The sequence below is a fragment of the Nonomuraea sp. JJY05 genome (assembly GCF_043496855.1).
Lineage (GTDB): Bacteria > Actinomycetota > Actinomycetes > Streptosporangiales > Streptosporangiaceae > Nonomuraea.
The window spans coordinates 55173-77490 of sequence record NZ_JBIEIS010000006.1 but is presented as its reverse complement, the minus strand read 5'-3'; the positions used below and the strand labels follow the sequence as shown (position 1 = coordinate 77490).

Here is a 22318-nt window from a genome sequence, read left to right as displayed (position 1 = left end):
ACCGATGCTGCGCTACATCGGCAGGCGCGTCCTCGTCCTCATCCCGACGCTGGTCGCCATCTCCGTCGTCACGTTCGTGGTGATCCAGCTCCCGCCGGGCGACTACCTGACCACGCTGACCGCGCAGCGGGCCGCCCAGGGCGACGCCGTGCCCACGGGCGAGGTGGCCCGGCTGACCGAGCGCTACGGCCTGGACCAGCCGGCCATCGTGCAGTACTGGCAGTGGATCTCCAACATCCTCCTCCACGGCGACTTCGGCGAGTCCTTCGACTACGCCCGGCCGGTCACCGCGCTGCTCGCCGAACGGCTGCCGCTGACGATCACGCTGTCGCTGGTCACGCTCGTCTTCATCTGGGCGGTGTCGTTCCCCATCGGCGTCTACTCCGCGATCCGGCAGTACTCCGCGGGCGACTACACCTTCACCTTCCTCGGCTACCTCGGGCTCGCCGTGCCCAACTTCCTGATCGCGCTGGTGCTGATGTGGATCGGGCTCAGGTTCTTCGGCCTGAACGCCGGCGGGATCCTGTCGCCGGAGTACCGCGACGCCCCGTGGAGCCTGGCCAAGGCCGGCGACCTGGTGGCCCATCTGTGGATCCCGATCGTCATCTGGGGCACGGCCGGCACCGCGGGCAACATCCGCGTGCTGCGCGCCAACCTGCTGGACGAGCTGCGCAAGCCGTACGTGGTGGCGGCCAGGGCGCGCGGCATGCCCGAGCGGAAGATGACGATCATGTATCCGGTGCGGGTGGCGATGAACCCGTTCTTCTCCACCATCGGCTGGGTCCTGCCCGGACTGATCGCGGCGGACGCGATCACCTCCAAGGTGCTCAACCTGCAGACCACCGGGCCGCTGATGCTGCGCGCGCTGCTCGCCCAGGACATGTACCTGGCGGGGGCGATCCTGCTGATCAGCGCGGTGCTGGTGGTGGTCGGCACGCTGGTCTCCGACGTCGCGCTCGGCTGGCTGGACCCGCGCGTCCGGCTCAGGTACTAGGGAGGGCCCGAACGTGAAGGATGAGACCCTCGCCGTCGCGTCGCAGTGGAAGCTCGTCTGGTGGGGCTTCAAGCGCCACCGGGTCGCGCTGGTCTGCGGCTTCGTCACCGTCGCCATCTACCTGGTGGCGGTCTTCGCGCCGTTCCTCGCCCCCGGCTCCGGCCAGAAGACGAACGCCGACTACACCTACGCGCCGCCGCAGGCGCTGCGCTTCGACACCGGCACCGGGCTGTACGTCCACCCGTACACCTTCAAGCAGGACCCGGAGACGCTGGCGCTGTCGTTCGAGGCCGACGAGGGCAAGAAGGTGCCGGTCGGGTTCTTCGTCAAGGGCGAGCCGTACGAGCTGCTCGGGTTCATCCCCTGGGACCGGCACCTGATCGGCCCGGAGAACCCGGGCGGGCCGCCCATGTACCTGCTGGGCACCGACTCGGTGGGCCGTGACCTGCTGTCCAGGATCATCAGGGGCACCACGGTCTCCATGTCGATCGGGCTGGTCGGCGTGCTGCTCTCGCTGGTGCTGGGCGTCGTGCTCGGCGGCGTGTCCGGATACGTGGGCGGCCGGACCGACACGGTGATCCAGCGCGTCATCGAGATCATCATGTCGATCCCGACGATCCCGCTGTGGATGGCGCTGTTCGCGGCCGTGCCGGCCTCGTGGAGCCAGCTCGAACGCTACTTCGCGCTCACCGTCGTCATCTCGCTGGTCGGCTGGACCGGCATGGCCAGGGAGGTGCGGGGCAAGTTCTTCGCCGTACGCGGCGAGGAGTACGTCATGGCCGCGACCGCCGACGGCGCCGGGCGCTTCCGCATCATGTTCCGCCACATGCTGCCGTCGTTCACCAGCCACATCATCGCCAACCTGTCGCTGTCGATCCCGTCGGTGATCCTGGCCGAGACCGCGCTGTCGTTCATCGGGCTCGGCCTGCAGACCCCGATGATCAGCTGGGGCGTGCTGCTGCAGGAGGCGCAGAACATCCGGGCGGTCTCCACCGCGCCCTGGATGCTGATCCCCGGCATCGCGGTCGTGGTGACCGTGCTGGCCATGAACTTCTTCGGCGACGGCCTGCGCGACGCGGCCGACCCGTACAAGCACTGACGCCCTTTCGGGAGGACCTCGTGGAAGAGCCGCTGCTCAGGATCGAAGGGCTGCGCACCCACTTCTTCACCTCGGAAGGCGTGCTCAAGGCCGTGGACGGGGTGGACCTGTCGGTGCCGGCGGGCAGGACCGTCTGCCTGGTCGGCGAGTCGGGATGCGGCAAGTCCGTCACCGCGCGCTCGATTTTGCAGCTCGTGGACCGGCCGGGGCGGATCGTCGAAGGCTCGATCCGCTGGAAGGGGGCGAGCGACCTGGCCGGGCTCGACCCGGCCGGGGAGGAGCTCCGGCGGGTGCGCGGCGGCGAGATCGGCATGATCTTCCAGGAGCCGATGGCGTCCCTGTCGCCGATGTACACCGTGGGCGCGCAGCTCTCCCAGGCCCTGCGGCTGCATCGCGACCTGACCAGGCAGGAGGCCCGGCAGGAAGGCGTCGCGCTGCTGCGCAAGGTCGGCATCCCCGACGCCGAGCGGCGCTTCGACGCCTACCCGTTCCAGCTGTCGGGCGGCATGTGCCAGCGCGTCATGATCGCGATCGCGCTGTGCTGCGACCCGGCGCTGCTGGTCGCCGACGAGCCGACCACCGCGCTCGACGTCACCACCCAGGCCCGCATCCTCGACCTGATGATGGACCTGCGCGCGCAGAACGACATGGCGATCCTGTTCATCACCCACGACCTCGGCGTGGTCGCGGAGATCGCCGACGAGGTCGCGGTGATGTACCTCGGCAAGGTCGTCGAGCACGGCACCGTGGAGGAGATCTTCTCCGACCCCCGCCACCCGTACACGCGCGCCCTGCTCCGCTCGATCCCGGAGCTGCGGGGCAGTTCGGCCCGCCGGCGGCTGACCGCGATCCGTGGCATGGTGCCGTCGCTGCACCGGGTGCCGGACGGGTGCCCGTTCCACACCCGCTGCGACCACGCGATCGACGGGCTCTGCGACACCACGCCGCCCCCGCTCAAGAGGTACGGCGAGGCGCACGTGGCCTCCTGCCACCTCGACGAGGTCCCGGCCGAGCCCCTCGCCCCGGCGCTCCAGGTCGCCGAGCGGGCCGCCCCCGCCGCCGAGGTGCCCGGACCCCTGCTCAGGGTCGAGGGGCTGGCCAAGCATTACCCGATCGGCGGCGGCCTGTTCCGCAGACCGACGGGGGTCGTCCGCGCCGTGGACGGGGTCGACCTGACGATCCTGCCCGGACAGACGCTCGGCCTGGTGGGGGAGTCGGGCTGCGGGAAGACCACGCTCGGCCGCTGCGTCGCGCGGCTGGCCGACCCGACCGCGGGGCGGATCCTCTACCGGACCGAGCCGGGGGACGAGGTGGATCTCGCGACGGTGACCGGATCCCGGCTGAAGGAGTTCAGGAAGCAGATCCGGGTGATCTTCCAGGACCCGTTCTCCTCGCTCAACCCCCGGATGACGCTCCAGCAGATCGTCGGCGAACCCCTCAGGACGCACGGCATCGCCTCCGGCGGCGAGCTCAAGGACCGGGTGGCGGACATGCTGGCCCGCGTCGGGCTCCGCCCGGAGTACATGCGGCGCTATCCGCACGCCTTCTCCGGCGGCCAGCGGCAGCGCATCAACATCGCCCGTGCCCTGATCACCGGGCCCCGGCTGGTGGTCGCCGACGAACCGGTCTCCGCGCTGGACGTGTCCGTCCGCGCCCAGATCCTGAACCTGCTCACCGACCTGCAGGAGGAGCTGGGGCTGACGTACCTGTTCATCTCGCACGACCTGTCCGTGGTGGAGCACATCAGCGACCGGGTCACCGTCATGTACCTGGGCAAGGTCGTGGAGGACGCCGACACGGCCGGCCTCTACCGGGAGCCGCGCCACCCGTACACCGAGGCGCTGTTGCACGCCGTGCCGGTGCCCGACCCGGCCCGGCGGCGGGAGCGGCACGCGTACGAGATCGCCGACGACCTGCCCGACCCGGCCGCGCCGCCGCCCGGGTGCCGCTTCCACACCCGGTGCGCGCACGTGCGCCCCGGGCTGTGCCACACCGACGTGCCCGACCTGCGGGCGTACGGCGCGCGGCGGCGGGCGGCCTGCCACCACGCGGCCGAGCTCACCCTCGCCGGGGTGGGGTCAATGGCACGTGAAGCGGAGGTCGACGGCCGGATGGCCGGGCGGGACGCGTAGCCGCAGGCGGTGGACGGTGTCCGGGCGGCCGTGGTGGTCGCGCGTGTCGAGCGTCTCGACCGTCGCCTCGAACCCGGGATGGTCGAGGGTGACCAGGCCGTCCCAGCTCACCCGGTCGCCCTGCGGTTCGGGCCGGATCCGGCTGATGAACACCTCCTCGACCGGGACGTCGCCGCCGAACTCGTCCCGCAGGTCGAGCCGGCCGTCCCGGTGCCAGCGGAACCGGCGGACCACGGGCGCCGGGTAGGCGGAGCTGAGGTCGAGCGCGAAGGTCAGGCCGTCGGGCGTCTCGGCGTACTCCAGCACCTCGGCGCGCCCGCCGCGCTGGGGGACGCCGTCGACGACCGGGAGCGAGTGGCCCTCCGCCGAGGGGTGCAGGAAGGTGTGGCGCCTGTCGCCGAAGTAGTCCCGCGTGTACTCGCCGGCCCCCAGGTCGTCCAGCACGTTGCGGCCGGCGGCCCGGAGGACGAAGTGGCCGAGGTCGTCGTGGTTGTGCGGCTCGTCGTTGTGCCCGCCCTTGGCCGCGAAGCCGTAGCCGTGCTCTCCCCGGTCCACCACCCAGGCCAGGTCGGGCAGGTAGCTGGTGGTCTCCACCGGACGCGAGCGCACCGGGCGGTACCAGGAGAGTGTCCTGGACAGGTGGCCCCACCGGTAGCAGTGGTCGGCGTGGAAGGAGGGCACGCCGTCCGGCCCCGGCGTGCCGAAGCGCTCGGCCAGCCTGGTGAGCAGCCCGGCCGGGAGGAACGGGTTGTCCGTCGTGTCCGAGAACGGCACGTGCCCGCCGTCGGCGAAGCGCACCCGGTGCGGGAACGCGGCCATCGCGGCCACCTTGGGATGGTCGAGCAGGTCCTCCCCGGTGCGCTCGCGCAGCGCCTCGGCGAAGTAGACGAAGTAGCCGAACCCGTAGACCCAGTACGCGACGCCTTCGACGCATCCGCCGTCGTCCCCGTACCCGTCGAGGAAGCGCCGCATCGCGGCCCGGCACCGCGCCAGCACCGGCTCGGGGTCGTCCAGCACGGCGAGCGCCGCCATCCCGGCGGCGCCCCCGCACACCGCCTCCCAGTTGTTGCCGAACCCCTCCCACTCCATGGGACGCGGGTCCAGGAACCGGTCGAGGACCCGTTCCATCACCTCGGCCCGGGCGCGTTCGCCGACCACCGGATCCACCTGATCGGCGAGCTCGGCCAGCGTGTGGGCGGTCTCGCAGGCGAACAGGTCGACGGGCATCGACCGGTGGGCGGGCAGCACCCAGGTGTACTCGTCGCAGGTCGCCCACACCACGTCGTCGAGCGCGTCCCCAGGAGGATCGAGCAGGGCGGGGTCGAGCAGGCCCAGGGCCGCGAGCCTGGCGCGGCGGCCGAAGTAGCGCCGCTCGTAGCCCAGCCGCTCTCCCGTGCGCCCGAACTCGCGGAAGGCCGTGTAGGGCAGGTCGGGCAGCGGCTCGTCGCTCGCCGCGACCTCGCGGATCTCGCGTTCCAGATCGGACAGCACGGGTCCGATCATAAAGAAACGGGCGGCCCGGCATCTCGCCGGGCCGCCCGCTCCGCGGGGTCAGCCGCTGGTGAGCGTGAAGCCCTGTTCGGTGCCGAAGGCGGTGATGCGGTCCTGCCACGACTTCAGCGCGCTCGCCAGGTCGCCGTTGCCGTCGATGGCCTGGCCCACGGTGTCCTTGAAGACGCTGTTGGCGTACACCTGGAACGGCAGGTACTGCCAGTCGGGGCGGACGGCGGCCGAGGCGTCGCCCAGGACCTGGTTGATCTTCTGCCCGCCGAAGAAGTCCTGCGGCGCGTCACGGAAGGCCGGGTCGTCGAGCAGCGTCTTCGTGGCGGGGAACAGCCCGGCCTCGGAGTTCAGCGACTTGACGGCCTCGGGGTCGGAGTTGAGCCACTCGGCGAAGGCGACGGCGGCCGGGATGTTCTTGCTCTGCGGGATGACCGCGACCGACGAGCCGCCGTTCTCGGAGTTCATCGGCTTGGCCGCGTCGAACTGCGGCATCGGGGCGACCGCCCACTTGCCCTTCGTCTTGGGGATGGAGTTGATGATGCCGTTCGGGGCCCAGGCGCCGGTCAGCCAGGTCGCGTACTTGCCGGAGCCCATGCCCTTCCACCACTCGTCCGTCCAGCCGGGCTGCGGGTCGACCAGCTTCTCGCCGAGCAGGGTGCTCCACGTGCTGACCCACTGCTTGGCGCCCGGGTCGGAGGAGAGCGTGACGCTGACCGAGCTCTCGCCCGAGGTCTTGAACGGCGTGCCGCCCGCCTGCCAGATCAAGCTGTCCACGCCGCCGGCGTCACCGGGGTCGATCGTGGTGATGAAGTTGTCCGGGTTGTCGGCCTTGATCTTCTTGGCCGCGTCCACGAACTCCGCCCACGTGGTCGGGGGCTTGATCTTCAGCTTGTCGAAGATGTCCTTGCGGTAGAACATCGCCATCGGTCCGGTGTCCTGTGGGATGCCGTAGATGCCGCCGTTGATGGCCACCTGGCCCCACGCCGCGGGCGCGAACTTGTCCTTCAACGAGGCGGCGCCGTGGTCGGCCAGGTTGACGACCTGCTTGGCCAGGGCGAACTGGGGGAGCGCGAAGTACTCGATCTGCGCCACGTCGGGCGCGCCGGAACCGGCCTTGATGGCGGTCTGCAACTTGGTGTACTGGTCGGCGGACTGCCCCGCGTTCACCACGTTGACCTTGATGTTCGGATATTTCGCCTGGAAGCGGGCGACGGTCTTCTCGATCCCCGTGACCCAGGTCCAGAACGTCAGCTCGGCCGGCTTGCTCAGCGCGTCCTGGACGGCCGCCGTCGCGCTCGGGGCGGCGGGACGGGGGGTGGGGGCCCCCTCCATGGCCGCCACCGCACGCGGCCAGTGCCAGCGACAGGGCCGCGGCCACACCGGCGGTCATCGCATGTCTTCTCATGATGTTTCCTCACTCACAGGGGTTACTGCTTGACGCTTCCGGTGGCCAGGCCCGACTGCCAGTACCGCTGGAGCACCAGGAAGGCGACGATCAACGGCACGATCGACAGCAGGCTGCCGGTCAGGATGAGCTGGTAGCTGGCGTCGCCGGCGCCCGAGGTGCCGCTGTTGGCCTGGGCGTTCCACTGGTTGAGCCCGACGGTGAGCGGGAACCAGTCCGGCGTGTTCAGCACGATCAGCGGCAGGAAGTAGTTGTTCCAGGTCGCGACCAGCGCGAAGAGCAGCACCGTGACGAACCCGGGGGCCAGCAGCCGCAGGGCGATGGTGCGGAAGATCCTGAACTCGCCCGCGCCGTCGATGCGGGCCGACTCCAGGATCGAGTCCGGCACGGCGTCGGCCGCGTAGACCCGCATCAGATACAGGCCGAACGGGCTGCACAGCGCCGGGATGAGCACCGCCCACGGGGTGTCGACGAGCCCGACCTGGCTGAAGAGCAGGTACGTCGGCACCGCCAGGGCCGTGCCCGGGATGGAGATCGCGCCGAGCACCATCGCGAACAGCAGCTTGCGGCCCGGGAAGTCGTACTTCGCCAGGGCGTACCCGCCGAGGGTGGCCAGCAGGGCGGCGCCGCCCGCGCCCACCACGGCGTAGAGCACGGTGTTGCCGAACCAGCGCAGGAAGATGCCGTTCTGGTAGCTCAGGGTGTCGCCGATGTTGGCGAACAGGTGGAAGTCCCCGCCGAACCAGAGCCCGAAGGTCGAGAACAGGTCGGCGCCGCTCTTGCTGGCGTTGGCCAGCAGCCAGAACAGCGGGAGCACCGCGTACCCGAACATCACCAGCATGATCACGGTGAGGGTGGCGCTCTTCCTGCGGCGCCTGGCGGCAGGGGATCGGTGCTGGCCGGGCCGGCGCGTGGCGACGCCGGCCACTGGGGCGGTCACAGGGTCTGCTCCCTTCTCGCCGTGATGAGTTGCACGGCGTACGCGACCACGACGGTGACGAGGCCGAGGACCACGGCGACGGCGGCCGAGTAGTTGATCTGCTGGCCGTTGAAGGCGAGGTTGTAGGCGTACATGTTGGGCGTGTAGCCGGTCGAGATCACGGCGGGCGCGAGCTTCTGCAGGATGTTCGGCTCGTTGAAGAGCTGGAAGCTGCCGATGATGGAGAAGATCGTGGCCACGAGCAGCGCGGGGCGCAGGGCCGGCAGCTTGATGCTCCAGGCGACGCGGATGGCGCCCGCGCCGTCCATCTCGGCGGCCTCGTAGAGCTCCTCGGGGATGGCGCGGAGCGCGGCGTACAGGATGATCATGTTGTAGCCGACGTACTCCCAGGTCACCATGTTGCCGATGGAGGTCAGCATCCAGGAGCGCGACAGCAGGTCGGGGACGGCGACGCCGAGCGCGTCGCCGATCTGGCCCGTCAGGCCGAACTGGTCGCCGTACATGTAGCCCCACATGAGGGCCGCCACCACGGCCGGCACCGCGTACGGCATGAAGATCGAGATGCGGAACAGCGACGGCCAGCGCAGCCGGCCGCTGTCGATGGCGAGCGCGCATCCCAGGGCGATGAGCAGCATGATGGGCACCTGCACGACCAGGAAGAGCGCCACGCGGAGCAGGCCCGCTCCGAACAGCGCGTCGCCGAGGGCGCGGGTGTAGTTGGCCAGCCCGGAGAAGACCGTGCCGCCGATGAGGCGGTCCTGGAAGAAGCTGAGGTAGATCGCGTACACCAGCGGCGCGACCACCGCGACCAGGAAGATCACGAAGAACGGCAGGAAGAAGGCGTAGCCGGCGACCTGTAGACGCAGGAGCGGCCGGCCGAGACCGGGCCGTGCGGCCCGCGCGGTCATGTCGCGCTCCTCTGCGATGTTCGCGCTGCCACGAATACTGGCACTGAGCTCTCCTTGTCGGGGGCCATCTGCGGCGGGTCAGCCGCGCTGCTACCTGCGCCACCGTGGGCCTGCACGCTGCGGTAGCTGTGATGATCGTGTGTTTACGTAAACATGAAGAAGGTGTCCCGTAGTCTGAAGCCGCCGCAGGATCGTGTCAATAGGTAACCGTCAGTTAACATGCGTGGCGATTTGGTGGTGTTTTGTGTCGAGCTTTCCCGGCCATTGACGACTGGGGCATGTTTACGTAAACATCTGGGAGAGCATCGGACGATCAGAGGTGGCAGTTGGACGGGACGACCCAGGAATCACCGGCGGGACGGCGCTCTCGCAGACGGCCGTCCATGGCCGACGTCGCCGCCATGGCGGGGGTCTCCAGCCAGACGGTCTCCCGGGTGGTCAACAACCGCAGCAACGTCGAGGAGGAGACCCGCCAGCGCGTGCTGTCGGCCATGCGGGTCCTCGGCTACCGGCCCAACACCGCCGCGCGTGCCCTGGTCACCGGCCAGTTCCGCACGCTGGGCCTGATCAGCTTCGGGCTCTCCAGCTTCGGCAACGCCCGCACCGTCGACGCCGTCACCCGGGCGGCGCAGCGCGCCGGCTACACCGTGAACATGATCGCCGTCGAGTCGCAGACCGAGCAGGCCGTGCACGAGGCGTTCGACCAGCTCACGCTGCAGGCGGTCGACGGCATCGTGCTCATCGAGGCGCAGATCCTCGACACCCCCTCGCTCCGGCTGCCGCCGGGCGTCCCGGTCGTGATGGCCGACGGCGACGTCAGCCACCGCCACCCCATGGTGGACACCGACCAGTCGCTCGGCGCCCGGCTCATCACCCGCCACCTGCTCGACCTCGGTCACGAGACCGTCTGGCACGTGGCCGGGCCCGAAGACTCCTACGCCGCGCGGCGCCGGGCCGAGTCCTGGCACGCCACCCTCAAGGAGGCGGGGGCCGGCACTCCCCAGTTACTCTTCGGCGACTGGAGCGCGGCCAGCGGATACAAGGCGGGACTCGAGCTGGCCCGGCGGCCCGGCGTGACGGCCGTCTTCGCCGCCAACGACCAGATGGCCCTCGGCGTGATGCGCGCGATGATCGAGGCGGGCCACCGCGTCCCCGAGGACGTCAGCATCGCCGGCTTCGACGACCTCGACGAGTCGGCCTACCTCTCCCCACCGCTCACCACCGTCCGCCAGGACTTCGACGTGGTGGCCGAGAAGATCGTGTCGCTCATGATCGGCCAGATCGAGACCGGGGCGGCCCCCTCCGCCACCGCTTTCGTCGCCCCCGAGCTGATCGTCCGGCAGAGCACCGGCGCGCCGCCCCGTTCGTAATCGAGAAGGAAGGGAGGAGCGGCGGACCTCGCCAGGCGAGGCCGCCGCGCCCGACGATGAACGCCGTACCTCGCGATGTCAGGCCGGTCCCCGGGACCGCCGGCGCCCCGTCCCCGGCCGACCGGCTCCGGCGCCGGCTCGGCGGCGTGGCCTTCGGCGGCGACTACAACCCCGAGCAGTGGCCGGCCGAGACCAGGGCGGAGGACCTGCGCCTCATGGCCGAGGCCCGGGTGAACCTCGTCACCGTCGGGGTGTTCGGCTGGGCCCGCGTGGAGCCGGCGCGCGGCGCGTACGACTTCTCCCTCTTCGACCAGGTCCTGGATGACCTGCACGCGCACGGGATCACCGCCGACCTCGCCACCATGACGGCCTCGCCGCCGCCCTGGCTGGTCCACGAGCACCCCGAGATCCTGCCGGTCACCGCCGACGGGACCGTGCTCGGCCCCGGCGGGCGGCAGCACTTCTGCCCGTCCAGCCCGGTCTACCGCGAACGCGCCGCGCTGCTGGCGGAGCGGCTGGCCGAGCACTATCGCGACCATCCGGCCCTCGGCCTGTGGCACGTCGGCAACGAGTACGGCTGCCACATCCCCGCCTGCTACTGCGAGGTGTCGGCGGACGACTTCCGCCGCTGGCTGCGCGAGCGGTACGGCGACGACGTCGAGGCGCTGAACGACGCCTGGTCGACGGACTTCTGGGCGCAGCGCTATGCCACCTTCGACCACATCCGGCCGCCCCGCGTGGCTCCGACGTACCCCAATCCGGCCCAGCAGCTCGACTACATGCGCTTCAGCAACGAGGCGCTGCGCGCCTGCTACGACCTGGAGGCCGCCATCCTGCGGCGCGTCACCCCCGGCGTGCCGATCACCACGAACTTCCTGGCCGGCCTGAAGGCCGTGGACGTCTTCGACTGGGCGCCGGGCGTGGACGTCGTGGCGGTCGACTCCTACCCCGACCCCCACGACGAGCGGCCGCACCTCGCCCCCGGCCTGGTGTACGACACGATGCGCGGCGCCGGCGGCGGGGACCCGTGGATCCTCATGGAGCAGGCGCCGAGCGCGGTGAACTGGCGGGCCAGGAACGCCATCAAGCAGCCGGGCCAGATGCGGCTGTGGAGCTGGCAGGCGGTCGCGCAGGGCGCCGACGCGGTCCTGTACTTCCAGTGGCGGCAGTCACGGGGCGGCGCCGAGAAGTTCCACTCCGGCATGGTGCCGCACGCGGGCGCCGACAGCAGGGTCTACCGGGAGATCGTGGCGCTCGGCACGGAGCTGGCCTCGGTGCCCGACCTGGCCGGCACCCGGGTGCGCAACCAGGTGGCGATCCTGTTCGACTGGAACAACTGGTGGGCGCTGGAGCTCGACTCCCACCCCTCTGACGGCGTGCGCCAGCAGGACCGCCTGCTCGACCACTACGGACCCCTGTTCGAGCTCGGCGCCGGCGTGGACGTGGTGCCGCCCTCGGCCGATCTGACCGGCTACAAACTCGTCGTCGTGCCCAACCTGTACCTGCTGGCGGGCGAGGACGCGCGGCGCGTCTCGGCGTACGTCTCCGGTGGGGGCGCGCTGGTCGTCTCGTTCTTCAGCGGGATCGTGGACGAGCACGACCGGGTCCACCTGGGCGGCTATCCCGCGCCGCTGCGCGAGGTCCTCGGGGTGCGGGTCGAGGAGTTCTGGCCGGCGGCCGAGCACGAGACCTTCCCCGTCCGGGGCCTCGGGGAGCTGTCGCTCCTGGAGGGGACGGCCGGCCTGTGGCGCGAGGACCTGCGGCTCACCGGGGCCGAGCCCGAGCTGGTCTTCGACGGCCCCGACGGCCGCCCGGCCGTGACCAGGCACGACTTCGGCGCGGGAACCGCCCGCTACCTGTCGACCCGCCTCGACGAGGCCGCCATGCGGGCGGTGCTCGCGCGGGCGCTCGCCGAAGCGGGTGTCACGCCCGCCGTCGAAGGGCTGCCTCCGGGGGTCCAGGCGAGCGTGCGCGCCGGAGCCGGCCGCCGCTTCCTGATCCTGCTCAACCACACCGGCGAGAAGCACGACGTCACCCCCGGCGGCGAGTGGACCGACGCCCTCTCGGGCGAGGACGTCGAGTCCGTCACGCTGCCGCCCTCGGGCGTCGCCGTGCTCCGCTCCCCGGCGGGCCAGTAGACGGGCCGGTAGACGGGCCGGTAGACGGGCCGGTAGACGGGCCGGTAGACGGGCCGGTAGACGGGTCAGTAGACGAAGGGCCAGCCCGCGCTGTCGTAGCCGAGGAGGTTGATGCCCAGCAGGGGCGCGCCGTTGTTGGCGTAGTAGTGGTAGTAGAGCACCTCGGCGTCGCTGTCGGGGACCACCGCCTGGTGGCCCGGCCCGTGCACGCTCCCGTGCCCGGCCAGGACCTGCGTGCCGCCGCCCGAGGTCATGGCGACGCCGTTGCGGTCCACGTACGGGCCGGTGACGCTGGTCGAACGGCCGACCATGACCCGGTAGGTGCTGCTCGCCCCCTGGCAGCAGGCGTCGAACGACACCCACAGGTAGTAGTACGAGCCGTGCCGGAAGACGAACGGCGCCTCGATCGCGGTCGTGCCGCCGGTGCGCTGGGCCAGGCCGGTGATCGAGGTGCCGAGGCGCTTGCCGGTGGCGGGGTCGAGCTGGATGAGCTTGATCCCGGTCCAGAACGACCCGAAGGAGAGCCACCAGCGGCCCTGGGCGTCCACGACGAGGTTCGGGTCGATGGCGTTGTAGTTGCTCGACGAGGTGGTGGAGGTGATCAGGCCCTGGTTCGTCCAGGAGCCTGACGCGCCCGTGGTGCTGGTGGCCAGGAAGATGGCCGAGTTGCGCGAGCCGAACGTCGACGCCGAGTAGTAGAGGTAGTAACGCCCGTTGCGGTAGGAGATGTCGGGCGCCCACAGGCTGGCGCTGCCGCCGGTGTAGGACGTGGTCCACGGGGCGCCGCCGGGGAAGACCACGCCGGCGTTGCGCCAGGCGGTCCGGTCGGTCGAGGTCTTGATCGTGAGGTTGTCGCCGGTGTGCACCAGCAGGTAGGAGCCGTCGGGCCGCTTGACCACGCTCGGGTCGTGCACGCCGATGTCGCCCGTCACCCGCCCGGGGTTGGGATAGGACGACGGGGGAGTGGTCGGCGTGGCCAGAGGCACGGGCATGGGCTCGGGCCGCAGCGTGGCGGCGCCGAGCAGGAGGGCGACGAGAGCTCGTTTCCACATGACGTGACCGTCCCTGTGAGCGCTGGCTTGACTGGCCAGAGTTACCGTTCACATGGGGGGTGTCAAGCGTGCCTGCCACCGCCGCAGGCCGGGCGCCTGAAACTTTCACACCCGGCCTGCGCGCTCATGACAGGGGCGGCTCGGGTGGCTCGGTCAGCTCGCGCAGGCGGCGCAGCAGCGCGGCCTGGCGGGCATGCGCGCGTACGGCCAGCACCAGCGCCGCCGCGACGAACAGCCCCCCGACCGCCAGCGGCAGCCCCGGCCCGGTGCCGCGCTGGACGGCGACGGCGGCCAGCACGCCGGTGGTGGTGAGCGAGGCCGCCAGGCCGAGCCAGGCGGCGATCACCCGGTCGGCGGCGAACAACGGCACCCGGCGCGTCACCAGCCAGCCGCCGTAGCCCGCCCAGGCCAGGCAGAACACGGTGAGAATCGCGAAGGCCAGGTGGGTCCGCCCCGGCAGCGGTCCGGGCTCGCTGCACCACAGCGTGCCCGCGAACAGTGCACCGGCCGACCCGGCCAGGAGCGCCACGATCGCCCGGAGCCGCCGCTTGGGCGACAGGGCGGGCTCGAGCCGCTCGATCATCTCTCGCGCCGACAGGCGTGGTTCGTCTTCGGTCATGCCCGGGATCCCTTCTCCTCGAGGTGTTCACGCAACAGGCGACGGGCACGGTTGAGCCGGGACTTGACCGTGCCGGCGGGGATCCGGCAGATCTGCGCGCAGTCCTCCACCGACAGGTCCTCCAGGTAGAACAGGACGAGGATCTCCCGCTCCAGCACCGGCAGCTCCGACAGGGCGCTCACCAGCTCCGCCCTGTCCACCACGGCCTCCACCGGGTCCTCGGCGACCACGTCGGGGGCCGCGAGCTCCTCCCGGGCGTACTGGCTGCGCAGGCGGTCGGTCACCGACCGGCGGGCGATCGTGAACAGCCAGGGCGCGAACCTGGCGGGCTCGCGCAGCCGGGGCAGGCCCCGGATCACGGCCAGCCACACCTCCTGGCTCACGTCGTCGGCCCGCTCTGCGTCCAGCATGCGCCGTACGTACGTCCACACCGGCACCCGCCAGCGGTCCACCAGCTCGGCCAGTGCCGCCCGCTCACCCAGCTGGGCGCGGACCACCAGCAGCTCATCGGTCATGTCGTCCTCCCGTCACCCGGAACAGTCGGAGGAGAAGCCGGCGAGGTTCACGGTCCGCTCCCTTCCACGCGGCGGCGCAGCCGAAAGTACTATCCCGCCGGCGGCCGAAAGGCGGAACGAGCACGAGCCCTTACGCCGATGAACCGGCCCCGCCCCCGTTGCCACCATCGAGCCATGACCCACATGAAGGCGGGCCGGCTCATCCCCGCCGGACTGCTCGTCCTCAGCGCCGTCCCCGTGATCGCGGGCGCCGTCCGCGTGGCCGAGCTGACCGGCGGCGCCGCCATCACCCCGGACAACGCCCGCTTCGTCGCCGCCCCCGCGCCCGTGCTGCTGCACATCGCCGGCGTCACCGTCTACACGGTCCTGGGCGCCTTCCAGTTCGCGCCCGGCTTCCGCCGCCGCAGGCCCGCCTGGCATCGGGCGGCCGGACGGGTGCTGGTGCCGTCCGGCCTGGTCGCGGCGCTCGCCGGGCTGTGGATGACGCTGTTCTCCGACCTTCCCGCCGGCGACGCCGGGCTCCTGACCGTCTTCCGCCTCGCGGCCGGCTCGGCCATGGCCGGCTCCCTCGCCCTCGGCCTCGCCGCGATCCTGCGCCGCGACGTCGCCCGGCACCGCGCCTGGATGATCCGCGCGTACGCGCTCGGCATGGGCGCGGGCACGCAGGCGGTGCTCCTGTCCGCCTGGTACGCGGCCACGGGCGGCGATGCTCACCCCCTTGCCAGGGCACTGCTGCACGGCGCGGCCTGGGGCCTCAACCTCGCGGTGGCCGAATGGGTCATCCGCAGGCGCGCCCGGATCACGGCTGCTTGAGCCGGAGCCTCCAGGGTCCGCGGCCATGGGGGCACCGCATCGATGATTCAATGGGCGGGAAATGGTCGGGACGCTGGGTTCGCCGCGCAGCGGCGCCATCGACGCGGCCTCGCGCGCGCCGTTCGGGTGGACGCCGCTGGTGGTCCTTTTCATCGTCGGATTCGTGGACCGGATCGAGCACAACCTGCTCTCCGGCGTGCTCCCGGCCATTCAGCGCGAATGGGGCTTCAGCGACACCGCCGCCGGCTCGATCCCGACGGCCGCCGCCCTGGCCGCGGCGGTCGTGGCGCTGCCAGCCGGGTATCTGGCGGACCGGCTCAGCCGTACCCGGATCATCGCGGTCGTCGTCCTCGTCTGGGCGGTCGCCACGCTGGGCTCCGGCCTGGCCACCGGGTTCCTGATGTTCTACCTCGCGCGGGTGCTCCTGGCCGCGGCCGAGAACATCGACAACCCCGCCGCCGGCAGCCTCCTCGCCGACTACTACCCGCCGGTCAGCCGGGCGAAGGCGTACGGGCTCACGCGGGCCACCGCGCACCTCGGGGGCGTCGGGACGCTGCTCGGCGGGGTGCTGGCGGAGGCGTTCTCGTGGCGTACGGCGTTCCTCGTCATGGTCGTCCCCGGCGTGCTCACGGCCCTGCTCGTCTGGCTGCTCCGCGAGCCGCCCCGTGGCCGGCTGGACCGGCCGCCGGCCGCCGGCGACACTACCCCGGTCTCCGCCGTGCGCGCTCCCGCGCACGGTGGCGCGGCGTCCCCATCTGCGGCCGGGGCGCAGTTGCCGTTCCGGCGGCAGTTGCGGCAGGTCCTCGCCATCCCCACCCTGGTCTTCGTCTGCGCCGGTCTCTGCCTCCTGACGCTCGGCCTGTCCGGGATCTTCTACTGGCTGCCCACGTTCATGGTGCGCAGCCTCGGCGCCGGCACGGGCACGGCGGGCTCGCTGGCCGGGTTGATCCCGGTCGCGGGCACGCTGACCGGCACCCTGGCCGGCTCGTGGCTGGGACGGAGGTGGCACGGCACGCGCAGGGGCGGCCGGCTGCTGGCCGGTGGCGGCGGCCTCACCGCCGGCTCGGTGGTTTTGGCCGTGGCGCTGTCGATGGACTCGCTCGGCGCGATGTCCGTGCTGGTCCTGCTGGCCTGCTCGCTGCTGGCGATCGCGATGCCCAACCTGGCGGCGTCCCTGGCGGACGTGGTCCCGGCCGCCTCGCGCGGGCTCGGCTTCGCCGTCCTGCAGCTGCTGACCACGGGCGGCGGCGCCTTCGGCTCCCTGGTCGTCGGCATCGCCTCGGACCGGTTCGGATCGCTGCTCGCCGGGATGTACATCCTGGTGCTTCCGATGATCGCGGGCGGGCTTCTCACGCTCAGGGCGCGGACGCCGTACGAACGCGACGCACGCAAGGTCATGAGGGACGCCGCCCAAGGCTGAGCGTCCGATGGTTCAGCCGTTCGGCCGACCGGGATCGTCCTTCCGGCCGATGATCTCCATTGGAGCGGCCGGGAACCATGCTCTGGTGTGAAGCGACATGTGATGATCGGCATCGCGGTGTCGGTCGCTGTACCGGTCCTGGCGGGCGGCGCGTCCGCCTCGGCCCAGGCCTTTGATTCCGGCGTGTCCTGGCGTGCCTGCGCGGACCGGCCGGGAGCAGAGTGCGGCGTGGTCGAGGTACCGCTCGACTGGAACGCCCCATCGGGGCCCAAGATCAAGCTGTCGGTCGTGCGCCGGAAGGCCACGGATCCCTCGGCGCGGGTGGGCACCCTCTTCTACAACCCGGGTGGCCCGGGAGTGCCCGCCGCTCTGCTGGTGCGCGACTACGCCGCCGACACCTTCTCCGAAGAGCTACGCCGCCGCTTCGACCTCGTGGGCATCGACCCGCGTGGAGTGGGGGAAAGCCTTCCGGCGCTGCGATGCGGGCAGCCCGTCCACAATCCTGAGATCAGCCAGTTCCCCAGGAACAAAGCGGGATACGACCGGCTCGTCGCCTGGAACGCGGCCGTCGGCCGCAGTTGCCTCGAGTCCACCGGACCGTTGCCGGCGCACCTGGACACGGGGAACGTCGCGCGCGACTTCGACGCGGTGCGGGCCGCCCTCGGAGAGACGAAGATCAGTTTCTTCGGCAAGTCCTACGGCAGCATGCTCGGGGCACAGTACGCCCGCCTGTTTCCCGGCAGGATACGCACGATGGCACTGGACGGCGCCGTCGACCAGGCCGTGCCCGCATCACGGCTGGTCACCGACGCCGCCATGGCCGTGGAGGACTCCTTCGACCGGTTCACCGCCTGGTGTGCGCGCACCGCCACGTGCGCCCTGCACGGTCGCGACGTCAGCCAGGTGTGGGACCGCCTGGTCACCGCGGCGGAGCGGGCGCCGATCGGCGTGCCGGGCGGCCGGCCGCTGACCGCCGAGGAGCTGCGCTACTCCGCGTACGCCCTGCTCACCATGACCCCGGAGTTCGCCGGTGGCCTCGCCACGGCGATCACGCAGGCCGAGCAGGGCGACGCCCGGCTCTTCGCGACCGTCCGGGCCCAAGCGCTGGACGACCCGGTGAGCACGGCCGCCTACCGGTCGATCCTCTGCCAGGACATCGATCCCGGCATCCGCGGCTACGCTGACGTGCGCAAACGTATGCGGCAGATCCGCAGCGCCGCCCCTCACATGCTCGGTACGTCCGAGTTCTGGGACATGACCGTGGGGTGCGCGGGCTGGCCGATCCCTCCGGCTCGCCTGCGGCATCAGAGCCCGATCACGGACGTGCCGCCGATCCTCGTGATCGGCAACACCCACGACCCCGCCACCCCGCTCCGCTGGGCGCGCAGCCTTTCGCAACGCATCCAGGGCTCGGGGCTGCTGATCAACGACGGCGACGGCCACACCGCATACCGGAGGTCCGCCTGCGCGACCGAGCACATCGACACCTACCTCGTGACCGGCACGTTGCCCGCCACCGGATCGGTGTGCGCGCAACCCGCTGAACCGCCCGTGGCCAGGACCCGTTGAGGCGGCCGCTTCGCGCGCGCCGGTGCGGTGCTCCTGCGGCATGAGATCACGGCCCGGCCGCCTCCGGGCGGGCGGGCCGGTCAGCCGATCGGTGGGGTGGATCAGCCGTTCGGAGGGGCGGAGGGTTCAGCCGCCAATTCACGACATGGGTTGATGTGTGGCTTGCCGCCGGATTGAGAGGCTGACGACCCTCAGCCGGAAGGAGCGAGGACACATGCCAGAAGCGAACGAGGGAAGAACGAGCGCGGCGGTGAGCCGTCGTGGGGTGCTCGCCGGTGCGGGCGCCGCCGCGGTCACCCTCCTGGGGACCCGCGAGGCCGAAGCCGAGGCCGCATCGGCGGTGTTCGGGCCGGTGACCGTACGTCCGGGCGACATTCGCTACGACAACCTGCTGCGGGGCAACAACTTCCGCTTCGCCGGCCGCCCGGACGAGATCCGCGTGGTCGGGTCGACCGACCAGGTGGTGCGCGCGGTGCAGGAGGCGGTGCGGTCCGGCCGTCGGGTCGCGGTGCGCAGCGGCGGGCACTGCTTCGAGAACTTCACCGCCGACCCGGCGGTGCGGATGCTGCTGGACCTCTCCCCGATGGACGCGGTCGGCTATGACGCCGGTCGGCGGGCGTTCTCCGTGCAACCCGGGGCCACCCTCGGTCACGTGTACCGGACGTTGCTCACCGGGTGGGGCGTGACGATCCCCGGGGGCAGTTGCCCGGAGGTGGGCGCCGGAGGGCACTTCGCGGGCGGCGGGTACGGGGCGCTGTCGCGGCGGTACGGCTCGGTGGTGGATCACCTGTACGGCGTGGAGGTCGTGGTGGTCGACCGGGACGGGACCGCCCGCGCGGTCGTCGCCACCCGCGAGCCGGACGACCCGCACCACGACCTGTGGTGGGCGCACACCGGCGGTGGCGGCGGCAACTTCGGCGTGGTCACCCGGTACTGGTTGCGCTCGCCCGGCGTGACCGGCACCGATCCGTCCCGGCTGCTGCCCCCGGCGCCGGGGCGGATGCTGCAGCACGTGGCCCTCTGGTCCTGGGAGCACATGACCGAGCAGGCGCTCACCGGGCTGATGCGCAATTTCGGGAACTGGCACGAGCGCAACAGCGCGCCCGGCTCCCCGCACGCCGGGTTGTACGGGATCCTCCTGGTTTCACACCGCGCCGGCGGGACCGTCTCGCTGGTCTCGCAGATCGACGCGGACCTCCCCGGCGCCGACGGCATGGTGAGCGACTTCGTGTCCGCGGTGACCGCCGGCGTCGACCTCACTCCGGCGCTCGACCTCCGGCGGACGATGCCGTGGTTGCACCGGATGACCTGGCCGGGCAGCGGCGAGCCGGGTGACGTGATCAACCGGCGGTACAAGATCAAGGCCGGCTACCTGCGGCGTTCGTTCACCGAGACCCAGCTCGCGGCCGTCTACCGCAACCTGACGAACTCCTCCGGCGGGCCGGAGGCCGGCATGCTGCTGATCGGCTACGGCGGCCAGATCCGCGCGGTGGCGCCCGGGGCCACCGCGACCGCCCAGCGGGACGTGGTCATGAAGGCGGTCTACCAGACGATCTGGCGCGACGAGGCGGACGACGCGGCCAACCTCGCCTGGGTCCGCGAGTTCTACCGCGACGTCTACGCCGGCACCGGCGGCGTGCCCGTGCCGGGCGAGGTCGACGACGGCTCCTACATCAACTACCCGGACGCCGACCTGGCCGACCCGGCGTGGAACACCTCGGGCGTGCCCGCGCACACGCTCTACTACAAGGGCAACTACCCGCGCCTCCAGCGGGTGAAGGCCCGGTGGGACCCGCGCAACGTCTTCCGGCACGCCCTGGCCGTCGAACCTCCCCGGGTCGGTTGACCGGCATCCGGGCTAGATTGTCCGCCGGGGGAAGCGCCGGGGAGGAGGACGCGGAATGAGCGAGCCGGCGGCACGGTGGCCCGTGGCGTTGACCGTCGGTCCTTACGCGTTGCTGGCGCTTCTGACCGGTCTCACCGTGGCCGTCAAGAGCTCGGCGGGCGCGTCCCTGATCGTCGACCTGGTCCTGTGCGCGCTGATGGCGGCGTGGATGCTGGGCGTCTTCACGCTGCGTCCCGCCTGGCGGGAACGGCCGCCGGTGATGGCGGTGTTCTTCGCGGTGCTGATCCTGCTCACGGCGATCCTGGTGGTCAGGAACCCGTGGTTCGGGTTCTTCACCCCCGCCGGGTACGTCTACGCCTTCCGGCTCCTGCCCTGGCCGTGGCAGCCGGTCGGCGTCGGCGCGGTGGCGGTGGTGGCGGGCACGGCGCAGGCGTACGGCGTGGACAGGACCACGGCCGTCGGCGTGGTCACCTACGGCGCCGTCGTGGCCGCGAACGTCCTGCCCATGTGCGCCTTCGCCTGGTTCGCCCGGCGTGCCGACCGGCGCAACGAGGAGCGGGAGCGCGCGCTCCAGGAGGCCCGCGAGGCGAACCGCAGGCTGGCGGCGTCCCTGGCGGAGAACGCGGCCCTGCATGAAAGGCTGCTGGCGCAGGCGCGCAACGCCGGCGTGCAGGACGAGCGGCAGCGCATGGCGCGGGAGATCCACGACACCCTGGCGCAGGGGCTGACCGGCATCGTCAGCCAGCTGCGCGCGGCCGAGCACGCCGGTGACGACCCGGAGGTCTGGCGCGGGCACGTCGCCGCCGCGACCAAGCTGGCCAGGGAGAGCCTGTCGGAGGCGCGGCGGTCGGTGCACGCGCTGCGTCCCGAGCCGCTGCGATCGGCCATGCTGAGCGAGGCGCTGGCGGGCGTCGCCGAGCGCTGGTCGGCGCTGCACGAGATCCCGGTCCAGGTCACGACGACCGGTACGGCGCGGCCGATCCGGCCCGAGGCGGAGGCCGCCCTGCTCAGGATCGCGCAGGAAGCCCTGGCCAACGTGGGCAAGCACGCTGGGGCGACCAGGGTGGGGGTGACGCTGTCGTACCTGGAGCACGAGGCGGCTCTGGACGTCCGCGACGACGGCGGCGGCTTCGACCCGGCCCGGCTCGACGCCGCCGCGACCGGCTCGCGGGCTGATCACGGCGGGTTCGGCCTGATCGCGATGCGGCAGCGGATCGAGAGCCTGTCCGGCACGCTGCAGGTCGAGTCGGAGCCCGGCGCCGGCACGGGCATCTCGGCCCGCGTCCCCATCGAGCGGGCGGAGGCGTGCGCGTGAGCCGCCCCGCGGGCCCGATCGGGCTGCTGATCGTGGACGATCACCCGGTGGTCAGGGACGGGCTGAGCAGCATGTTCGCCCGCGACCCGGAGTTCGAGGTGCTCGGCGAGGCCGCCGACGGGGCCGAGGCGGTCCGGCTGGCCCAGGCCCTGCGTCCGGACGTGATCCTCATGGACCTGCGGATGCCCGGCATGGACGGGGTGAGCGCGACCAGGGAGCTCGCCGAGCGGGGGAGCGAGGCCCGCGTCCTGGTGCTGACCACGTACGACACCGACAGCCACGTGCTCCCCGCGATCGAGGCCGGCGCCACCGGCTACCTCCTCAAGGACGCCCCACGCGACGAGCTGTTGCGCGCGGTCCGGGCGGCGGCCCGGGGCGAGGCGGTGCTCGCGCCGTCGGTGGCGGCCCTGCTGATGAGCCGGGTACGCCGGCCCGCCCCCGGGCCGCTCAGCCCGCGCGAGATCGAAGTGCTGCAACTGGTGGCGGCCGGAGCCACGAACCGGGAGGCGGCGGCCAGGCTGTTCCTCACCGAGGCCACCGTCAAGTCCCACATGCTGAACATCTACGCCAAGCTCGGGGTGAACGACCGCGCCGCCGCCGTCACCGAGGCGTTCAACCGAGGGTTGCTCGTCCCGCGGAATCCCGGGTCCTGACGGGTCATCGCCGGATACGGTCTGATC

Annotated in this window: 18 protein-coding genes; 11 read left to right on the top strand and 7 right to left on the bottom strand. The window is 71.8% G+C overall.

The genetic code is table 11. From position 1 onward, the window contains the following. Positions 1–4: 4 nt before the first annotated feature. The 3 genes from ACFKCF_RS09930 to ACFKCF_RS09920 are packed head-to-tail and all read left to right on the top strand — an operon-like array spanning position 5 to position 4225. Complete coding sequence (locus tag ACFKCF_RS09930; RefSeq protein WP_394492675.1) at positions 5–994, top strand: ABC transporter permease; 990 nt, start codon at positions 5–7, stop codon at positions 992–994. A 13-nt stretch (positions 995–1007) separates the two neighbouring features. Next, positions 1008–2093 (top strand): ABC transporter permease, encoded by a 1086-nt coding sequence (locus ACFKCF_RS09925; protein ID WP_394492674.1) that lies wholly within the window; start codon positions 1008–1010, stop codon positions 2091–2093. A 20-nt stretch (positions 2094–2113) separates the two neighbouring features. Next, positions 2114–4225, top strand: coding sequence for a dipeptide ABC transporter ATP-binding protein (locus tag ACFKCF_RS09920; RefSeq protein WP_394492673.1), 2112 nt, complete (start codon positions 2114–2116; stop codon positions 4223–4225). Here the strand turns inward: ACFKCF_RS09920 and ACFKCF_RS09915 are convergent. The 4 genes from ACFKCF_RS09915 to ACFKCF_RS09900 all read right to left on the bottom strand — a co-directional run bounded on the left by ACFKCF_RS09915 (position 4172) and on the right by ACFKCF_RS09900 (position 8981). Next, positions 4172–5716 (bottom strand): hypothetical protein, encoded by a 1545-nt coding sequence (locus tag ACFKCF_RS09915; protein ID WP_394492672.1) that lies wholly within the window; start codon positions 5714–5716, stop codon positions 4172–4174. The genes ACFKCF_RS09920 and ACFKCF_RS09915 overlap by 54 nt on opposite strands. A 60-nt stretch (positions 5717–5776) precedes the next feature. Continuing rightward, positions 5777–7060: an ABC transporter substrate-binding protein gene (locus ACFKCF_RS09910; RefSeq protein ID WP_394492671.1), complete on the bottom strand. Its 1284-nt coding sequence runs from the start codon at positions 7058–7060 to the stop codon at positions 5777–5779. Between the two features lie 95 nt (positions 7061–7155). Next, complete coding sequence (locus ACFKCF_RS09905) at positions 7156–8073, bottom strand: carbohydrate ABC transporter permease (RefSeq protein WP_394492670.1); 918 nt, start codon at positions 8071–8073, stop codon at positions 7156–7158. Continuing rightward, positions 8070–8981 (bottom strand): carbohydrate ABC transporter permease, encoded by a 912-nt coding sequence (locus tag ACFKCF_RS09900; RefSeq protein WP_394492669.1) that lies wholly within the window; start codon positions 8979–8981, stop codon positions 8070–8072. The genes ACFKCF_RS09905 and ACFKCF_RS09900 overlap by 4 nt, the downstream gene beginning before the upstream one ends. Positions 8982–9364: 383 nt before the next feature. On the opposite strand from ACFKCF_RS09900, the gene ACFKCF_RS09895 reads away from it, so the two are divergent. After that, the gene (locus ACFKCF_RS09895) at positions 9365–10351 is read left to right on the top strand and encodes a LacI family DNA-binding transcriptional regulator (protein ID WP_394492668.1); all 987 of its coding nucleotides are present in this window, start codon (positions 9365–9367) and stop codon (positions 10349–10351) included. A gap of 56 nt (positions 10352–10407) precedes the next feature. After that, a complete protein-coding gene (locus ACFKCF_RS09890; RefSeq protein ID WP_394492667.1) occupies positions 10408–12489 on the top strand; it encodes a beta-galactosidase in 2082 nt (693 codons plus the stop codon). A gap of 65 nt (positions 12490–12554) precedes the next feature. Here the strand turns inward: ACFKCF_RS09890 and ACFKCF_RS09885 are convergent, their stop codons facing one another. The 3 genes from ACFKCF_RS09885 to ACFKCF_RS09875 form a co-directional block, all read right to left on the bottom strand. Beyond that, positions 12555–13541 carry an arabinan endo-1,5-alpha-L-arabinosidase gene (locus ACFKCF_RS09885; protein ID WP_394492666.1) on the bottom strand — a complete coding sequence of 329 codons (987 nt, stop codon included), beginning with the start codon at positions 13539–13541 and terminating at the stop codon, positions 12555–12557. 124 nt (positions 13542–13665) lie between these two features. Then, positions 13666–14160 (bottom strand): hypothetical protein, encoded by a 495-nt coding sequence (locus tag ACFKCF_RS09880; protein ID WP_394492665.1) that lies wholly within the window; start codon positions 14158–14160, stop codon positions 13666–13668. Continuing rightward, positions 14157–14675 (bottom strand): RNA polymerase sigma factor, encoded by a 519-nt coding sequence (locus ACFKCF_RS09875; protein ID WP_394492664.1) that lies wholly within the window; start codon positions 14673–14675, stop codon positions 14157–14159. Before ACFKCF_RS09875 ends, ACFKCF_RS09880 begins: the two co-directional genes overlap by 4 nt. A gap of 174 nt (positions 14676–14849) precedes the next feature. On the opposite strand from ACFKCF_RS09875, the gene ACFKCF_RS09870 reads away from it, so the two are divergent. The 6 genes from ACFKCF_RS09870 to ACFKCF_RS09845 all read left to right on the top strand — a co-directional run bounded on the left by ACFKCF_RS09870 (position 14850) and on the right by ACFKCF_RS09845 (position 22291). Then, positions 14850–15488 carry a DUF2306 domain-containing protein gene (locus ACFKCF_RS09870; RefSeq protein ID WP_394492663.1) on the top strand — a complete coding sequence of 213 codons (639 nt, stop codon included), beginning with the start codon at positions 14850–14852 and terminating at the stop codon, positions 15486–15488. 61 nt (positions 15489–15549) lie between these two features. Then, positions 15550–16908, top strand: a complete 1359-nt coding sequence (locus ACFKCF_RS09865; RefSeq protein WP_394492662.1) for an MFS transporter — start codon at positions 15550–15552, stop codon at positions 16906–16908. 87 nt (positions 16909–16995) lie between these two features. Further along, positions 16996–18477: an alpha/beta hydrolase gene (locus ACFKCF_RS09860; RefSeq protein WP_394492661.1), complete on the top strand. Its 1482-nt coding sequence runs from the start codon at positions 16996–16998 to the stop codon at positions 18475–18477. A gap of 214 nt (positions 18478–18691) precedes the next feature. Then, on the top strand, positions 18692–20323 hold the full coding sequence (locus tag ACFKCF_RS09855; protein ID WP_394492660.1) for an FAD-dependent oxidoreductase: 1632 nt from the start codon (positions 18692–18694) through the stop codon (positions 20321–20323). A 55-nt stretch (positions 20324–20378) separates the two neighbouring features. Beyond that, complete coding sequence (locus tag ACFKCF_RS09850) at positions 20379–21638, top strand: sensor histidine kinase (RefSeq protein ID WP_394492659.1); 1260 nt, start codon at positions 20379–20381, stop codon at positions 21636–21638. Next, positions 21635–22291: a response regulator gene (locus ACFKCF_RS09845; RefSeq protein ID WP_394492658.1), complete on the top strand. Its 657-nt coding sequence runs from the start codon at positions 21635–21637 to the stop codon at positions 22289–22291. The genes ACFKCF_RS09850 and ACFKCF_RS09845 overlap by 4 nt, the downstream gene beginning before the upstream one ends. The last annotated feature ends 27 nt before the right edge of the window (positions 22292–22318 follow it).

Bases quoted from the DNA above. Each gene is read 5' to 3' on its own strand.
- ACFKCF_RS09930 (WP_394492675.1), top strand. From the start codon at position 5: ATGCTGCGCTACATCGGCAGGCGCGTCCTCGTCCTCATCCCGACGCTG.
- ACFKCF_RS09910 (WP_394492671.1), bottom strand. From the start codon at position 7,060: ATGGAGGGGGCCCCCACCCCCCGTCCCGCCGCCCCGAGCGCGACGGCG.
- ACFKCF_RS09900 (WP_394492669.1), bottom strand. From the start codon at position 8,981: ATGACCGCGCGGGCCGCACGGCCCGGTCTCGGCCGGCCGCTCCTGCGT.
- ACFKCF_RS09895 (WP_394492668.1), top strand. From the start codon at position 9,365: ATGGCCGACGTCGCCGCCATGGCGGGGGTCTCCAGCCAGACGGTCTCC.
- ACFKCF_RS09890 (WP_394492667.1), top strand. From the start codon at position 10,408: ATGAACGCCGTACCTCGCGATGTCAGGCCGGTCCCCGGGACCGCCGGC.
- ACFKCF_RS09885 (WP_394492666.1), bottom strand. From the start codon at position 13,541: ATGTGGAAACGAGCTCTCGTCGCCCTCCTGCTCGGCGCCGCCACGCTG.
- ACFKCF_RS09880 (WP_394492665.1), bottom strand. From the start codon at position 14,160: ATGACCGAAGACGAACCACGCCTGTCGGCGCGAGAGATGATCGAGCGG.
- ACFKCF_RS09875 (WP_394492664.1), bottom strand. From the start codon at position 14,675: ATGACCGATGAGCTGCTGGTGGTCCGCGCCCAGCTGGGTGAGCGGGCG.
- ACFKCF_RS09870 (WP_394492663.1), top strand. From the start codon at position 14,850: ATGACCCACATGAAGGCGGGCCGGCTCATCCCCGCCGGACTGCTCGTC.
- ACFKCF_RS09865 (WP_394492662.1), top strand. From the start codon at position 15,550: ATGGTCGGGACGCTGGGTTCGCCGCGCAGCGGCGCCATCGACGCGGCC.
- ACFKCF_RS09855 (WP_394492660.1), top strand. From the start codon at position 18,692: ATGCCAGAAGCGAACGAGGGAAGAACGAGCGCGGCGGTGAGCCGTCGT.
- ACFKCF_RS09850 (WP_394492659.1), top strand. From the start codon at position 20,379: ATGAGCGAGCCGGCGGCACGGTGGCCCGTGGCGTTGACCGTCGGTCCT.